Annotated in this window: 2 protein-coding genes; both read left to right on the top strand. The window is 72.9% G+C overall.

Annotated features, from left to right (window positions below):
- Positions 1–226, top strand: a 226-nt coding sequence (locus tag ACFV4N_RS42625) for a hypothetical protein (protein ID WP_499678389.1), incomplete at its 5' end; no start/stop codon positions are given.
- 241 nt (positions 227–467) lie between these two features.
- On the top strand, positions 468–2,570 hold the full coding sequence (locus ACFV4N_RS42620; RefSeq protein ID WP_499678388.1) for a PKD domain-containing protein: 2,103 nt from the start codon (positions 468–470) through the stop codon (positions 2,568–2,570).
- Positions 2,571–2,605: the final 35 nt, after the last annotated feature.

The following is a 2,605-nucleotide window of genomic DNA, read 5'->3' as shown; positions in this document are numbered from 1 at the left end:
GACCGGCACGCACCCGGCCGCGGAGGTGGTCGCCTCGTCGGCGATCGACCGCGTCGTCGGCGTGGGCGTGCCGGTCTCGCCCGGCGACCCGGTCGAGACGCTGGGCTTCCTGCGGCCGGTCCACCGGGACGGCGAGCTGGTGCTGCTGGTGGAACCGGCGGTGGGCGGCGTGCTGCGGCCGATCGAGGTGGAGGACCCGCACGAGTGCTGCGGCGGGGCGCACTGACGGTGGGCCTCCCCCGCCGTCCTCGGGTTCGGCGGGCACCGACTGCACTTTGCGGGACCACGCCCACTGTCGGTCCGCTCACCCCGAAGCTTCGGTAGCCCCACGAGAGCAGCCGTGTGCGGTGCTGTGCGGGCCGCAGAGCCTCCACTTTCAACGGAACGTTACTCACTGGAACGGCCTAGTAACCCACTGGTCACAATTCCCGATTTCCCAGCCACGAGAGTGAAGAGGGAAGTGGGACATGAGATCCAGACACCTGACCGGGGCGGCGGCGCTGACCGTCGTCGCCCTGGTCGCGAGCCAGGTCCAAGCTCATGCCACCGACGGCAACCTGCCGGGCGGCACCAGCATCTCCGTGGACATCACCAGCCCGGCCCCCGGCACCGTCGTGCCGCAGGGACCCGTGACGGTCACCGGCACGGCGTCCGTCGGCACGGGCGTCGCGGTCAAGGACACCGCGCTGACCTACGTCGTGGACGTGTCGGGCAGCACCGCGAGCGCCTGCGCCGGCGGTGACGTCCTGTCCTGCGAGCGCACCGCGGTGGCCAACCTGAACGCCATCGCGGCGGCGCCGAACACCGTGGTCGGCAGCGTGGGCGCGGTGGTGTTCGGCAACTCCGCCGCGACCGTGGACGTGGGACCGGCGGCGGGCGACCAACTCCTGACCGCGCCGGAGACCGACGCCAACGGCAACGGCGTCCGGGACGTGGAGGAGGCCGTCGGCTCGGCCGTGCAGGGCGGCGTGAACCTGTTCACCCCCAAGTCCGCCGGCACCGGCACCAGCTTCGTGCCCGCCGTGCAGGCCGCGACCACGGTGACCAACGCCCAGTCGCAGGCCCGCAAGGTCGTGCTGTTCCTGTCCGACGGCTTCGCCGCGGGCGACGTCACCGGTGTCGCGGGCGCGGTGCCCGCCAACGTCGACTACTACACCTTCGCCGTCGGCCCCGGCTCGGCCTGCAACAGCGGCGACTACAACGCCAGCCTCCAGGCCATCGCCGACCTCACCGGCGGCACCTGCACGGCGGTGCCCGACCCGGCCAACCTGCCGAACGTGGTGCCCGGCGTCATCGCCTCGCAGCTGACGAACCTGACGCTGAGCGTGAACGGCGGCGCGCCGACGCAGATCACCAACGTCACCCCGGCGCTGCCCGAGACCGGCCCGGCTTCGGTGAACTACACCGCGACCACCGGCGCCCTGACCTCCGGCACGCACGAGCTGTGCGTGACCGCCCACGGCACCGACGGCGGCGGCGCGGGCACGGTCACCGAGTGCACCACGGTGATCGTCAACGACCCTCCGGTGGTCGAGGCGGGCGGCCCGTACTCGGGCCAGGAGGGCACCCCGGTGGCGTTGGCCGGCAGCGTCGTCGACCCTGACGGGCCGTCGCTGTCGACGCAGTGGAGCGCGACGCCGCAGTCCGGCGTCGACCCCGGCACCACGTGCGCCTTCTCCGCGCCCACCTCGCTGAACACCACCGTCACGTGCAACGACGACGGCGTCTGGTCGCTGACCCTGACCGCGAACGACGGCCTGCACCCCGACGTGGTCGCCACGACCACGCTCACCCTGACCAACGTGGCCCCGCAGGTGACGATCTCCTCGCCGGCGAACGGTTCGCTGGTGCTGCGCAACGCGCCGGTCACGGTCACCGCGCCGTTCACCGACATCGCCACGCACGACACCCACACGTGCACCGTCGACTTCGACGACGGCACGCCCGCGGTGGTCGGCACGGTCGCGCAGGGCGCGGGCTCGGGCACCTGTTCCGCCACGCACTCCTACGCCGGTGTCGGCGCGCACGACGTGCTGGTGACGGTCACCGACGACGACGGCGGTTCCGCCACCGCCGTGGTCCGGGTCGTGTCCCACGTGCGGGCGGAGGCGTGGTCGCTGAGCGCCTCGGGCCTGGTCACCGTCGCCAAGACGCCGCACGCCACCTGCCCGCCGTCCTCGGACAAGACCACGGCCTCGGTGAACGTGCTCGGCCTGGCCTCGGTGCAGGCGCTGCACGCCGACTGCTTCCTCGACACCGCGACGGGCCGCACCGACGCGGGCGCCGAGGTGTCGAGCGCGAGCCTGCTGGGCGGCGCGATCACCGTGTCCGACATCGAGACCAGCTGCGTGGCGAACGAGCAGGGCCTGTCCAGCTCGTCGCGGGTCGGCACGCTGAACGGCCAGCCGATCGGCACCGCGCCGCTCACGATCGGCGTGCCGGGCGTGGCGACCGTCCACCTGAACCAGACGGTCGTGGGGCCGAACGGCCAGCGCGCGCAGTACGCCGTGCGGGTCGTGACCCTGCTGGGCCAGGAGATCATCCTGTCCGGTTGCCGGATGGGCTTCTGAACCCGTGACGCGTGGAGGGCCCGGCCGCTCGGGTG

It is taken from the genome of Actinosynnema sp. NPDC059797 (assembly GCF_042732085.1).
Taxonomy (GTDB): domain Bacteria; phylum Actinomycetota; class Actinomycetes; order Mycobacteriales; family Pseudonocardiaceae; genus Actinosynnema.
The sequence above is the reverse complement of the archived record's forward strand: the minus strand, read 5'-3'. Positions and strand labels throughout refer to the sequence as shown.

Excerpts from the sequence above, each read along its gene's own strand:
- ACFV4N_RS42620 (WP_499678388.1), top strand. The coding sequence starts at position 468 with ATGAGATCCAGACACCTGACCGGGGCGGCGGCGCTGACCGTCGTCGCC.